The organism is Streptomyces sp. (assembly GCF_031181705.1).
GTDB lineage: Bacteria > Actinomycetota > Actinomycetes > Streptomycetales > Streptomycetaceae > Streptomyces.
Map to the genome: position 1 here is coordinate 27,289 of NZ_JAPSKN010000057.1, position 2,696 is coordinate 29,984.

A 2,696-nucleotide genomic window follows, 5' to 3' on the forward strand; every position below is an offset into this window, starting at 1 on the left:
GCCGGCGCAGGATCCGCGCCAGGCGAATGGCCTCCTGCGCCAGGTCGAGCCGCTGCAGCCGCGGGCCGGAGCTGGCCGCGTACCCCTCGGTGAAGATCGAATAGAGGACCTGGAGGACGCCCGGCAGGCGGCCCGGCAACTCGTCGGCGTCCGGGACGCGGAACGGGATCCGGGCCTCACGGATCTTCTTCTTCGCCCGCACGATCCGCTGGGCCATCGTCGCGGGCGGCACGAGATAGGCGCGGGCGACCTCGGGCGTCGTCAGGCCGGCCAGGCAGCGCAGGGTGAGTGCCCCGCGCGCCTCGGGCAGCAGAGCCGGGTGGGCGCAGGTGAAGAACAGTTCCAGCCGCTCGTCGGGCAGATCACCGCCGGGGCCGGCGCTCGAGGACGGTGCGGAGCCGGCCCGGTCCGCCTCCGCCTGGAGGACGGCGAGCCGGGCGGCGTACGCCCGGTCACGGCGCAGCCGGTCGACGGCCTTGCGGCGGGCCGTCGTCAGCAGCCACGCGCCGGGCCTGGCCGGCACGCCCCGTACCGGCCAGTGCACCAGCGCCGCCTCGACCGCCTCCGAGGCGACCTCCTCCGCCAGGTCCAGATCCCCGAAACGGCGCACGAGGGAGGCGAGCAGCCGGCCCTGCTCCTCACGGAACACCGACTCCACCACCGTCCGGTCCGCACCGGCTGCGCGCCCCACCACCGGTCTTCAGGCCCCGAAGTCGGCGACCGGCCGCACGACGACCGAGCCGCTGCCCCGCGCGCCCGGGCAACGGGCGGCCCAGTCAAGGGCGACATCCAGGTCCGGCACGTCGATGACGTAGAAGCCGCCGAGGACCTCGCGGGTCTCCGCGAACGGCCCGTCGGTGACGGTCCGCTCACCGTCCGGGCCGGCCTGGACCTTCGTCGCGGTGACCAGGTCCGCCAGCGACTCGCCGGAGACGAGGATGCCCGCGTCCCGGACGGCCTTGTCGTAGGCCGTCCAGTCCTCCACGGTGCACTCGGCGGCACCGCCGTTGTCGTCGATCGAGCCGCTGTTGATCAGCAACATGTACTTCATGGTCCGACTCCCTGGGGTCCTGTCGTCATCCTCGCGCGGCAACCGGCCGCACACCATGACGACGAACGGGACACCGTCACATCGACACCGCCCCCGGAATTCTTCTCCGGGCGACTTCACGGCCGCGCACGGACAGTAAACCGGGTACCGGAGCCGGCCACGTCAGCCGCGGCCGCACCCCGCCATGGCGCCGAGCGCACCGCCCTGCCACCCACCGCCGACGCGGCGTTGGACCACACCCACACGCACTGCCGCACGCCGGCGGGCCCGTCCCGGCCGAGCCGGACCGGCCCCACCCGCCGCTCCAGGTCCTCGCCGCCACCGAACGGCCAAGGACGCGCCGGGGGACCGGCGGCAGCGGCTGGTGTGCGGCTGCGGGCGCATCGGCGCTGCTGACCCGCCCCTTGCCTCTGGACGGTCAGGCCGTGTCGTCCCCGGTGACCTCTTCGGCATGGCGTATCACCGCCGGGCGCCGCCCGGCCTCACGGCCGAGCAGCGGGGCGGTGGGAGCGGACTGCGGCATGCGGGTCTCCGCAGTGACCGAAGACCCGGGTGTCACCGAGGATCCTCAGTTTCCGACCGGCATCACCGGACCCGGGGCACATCAGAGCCCCCACCGGACCCGGAGCGGTGCACCGACCCGAAAGCGAGGGGCACGGGAGCGTCCGCGGAACGGCCCCTGTGCCTGTTCCACGGACGGAGACCGCACAGGGCCGTGGGCCGCGCGCCGCGAGCGGGCTCAGGCGGGCAGTTCCGTGTCGACGACGAAGCTGATCTCGACGACCTGGCCGGGAAAGGTCAGTTCGGTGACACCGAGGACCGTGCTGACCGGGCGGTGGCCGCCGAAGTACGCCAGGTTGCCCTTCGCCGCCGCCGCGGCGTTCCGCCGCAGGTCCACCACGTACAGGACCTGCGAGACGATCTGGTTCCGGGTGACCCCGTAGTGGTCCAGGACCTTGTCCGTGTTGGCGTAGGTCTGCTCGAGCTGGGCGGCGAAGTCGCCCGCGTGCACGAACTCGCCCCTCCCGTCGAGCGCGAGCTGTCCGGAGACGTGGATCAGCCCGCCGGACCTGATCGCCTGCGCGTAGCCGAAGTCGCTCTCGGCCGGCACGCCGTGGTGGAAGACATCGCTGGTGGCCATGGTGCTCGCCCTTCCCCGCCGCTCTCTTGTGGTTACTCGGAAACTGTAGGAGAGTGCCCGATGAACTGGAAGAACGCACTTTTCGGTGACGGGGGAACCCCATGGTGACCAAGCATCAGCTCAAAGGCCTGCCCGAGGACGCCGACCTGAGGCGCGCGGACTCCCTGGCACGGGAGATCTTCTCGGACGTCGCCAACAAGTGGGCCTTCCTGATCATCGAGGCACTCGGCGAGCGCACCCTGCGCTTCAGTGAGCTGCGGGGCGAGGTCGAGGGCATCAGCCACAAGATGCTCACCCAGAACCTGCGCATGCTGGAACGCAACGGCCTGGTCGACCGGAAGGTGCACCCCACCGTGCCGCCACGGGTCGAGTACACCCTCACCGAGCCGGGCCGGGCCCTGCGCGCCACGGTCGACGCCATGTGCGGCTGGACCCACCAGTACCTCGGTCACATCGAGAACGCGCGCCGCCGCTTCGACGCCTGAGGGGCACGCAGCACCCTCC

Annotated in this window: 4 protein-coding genes; 1 reads left to right on the forward strand and 3 read right to left on the reverse strand. The window is 72.2% G+C overall.

The window, feature by feature from the left end:
• The 3 genes from RIN80_RS13690 to RIN80_RS13700 all read right to left on the reverse strand — a co-directional run.
• Positions 1–694, reverse strand: a 694-nt coding sequence (locus RIN80_RS13690) for a DUF6596 domain-containing protein (RefSeq protein ID WP_309095844.1), incomplete at its 3' end; no start/stop codon positions are given.
• A 6-nt stretch (positions 695–700) separates the two neighbouring features.
• Positions 701–1,051: a YciI family protein gene (locus RIN80_RS13695; protein ID WP_309095845.1), complete on the reverse strand. Its 351-nt coding sequence runs from the start codon at positions 1,049–1,051 to the stop codon at positions 701–703.
• A gap of 739 nt (positions 1,052–1,790) precedes the next feature.
• Positions 1,791–2,192, reverse strand: a complete 402-nt coding sequence (locus RIN80_RS13700) for a RidA family protein (protein WP_309095846.1) — start codon at positions 2,190–2,192, stop codon at positions 1,791–1,793.
• Between the two features lie 101 nt (positions 2,193–2,293).
• On the opposite strand from RIN80_RS13700, the gene RIN80_RS13705 reads away from it, so the two are divergent.
• The gene (locus tag RIN80_RS13705; RefSeq protein WP_309095847.1) at positions 2,294–2,677 is read left to right on the forward strand and encodes a helix-turn-helix domain-containing protein; all 384 of its coding nucleotides are present in this window, start codon (positions 2,294–2,296) and stop codon (positions 2,675–2,677) included.
• Positions 2,678–2,696 lie beyond the last annotated feature (19 nt).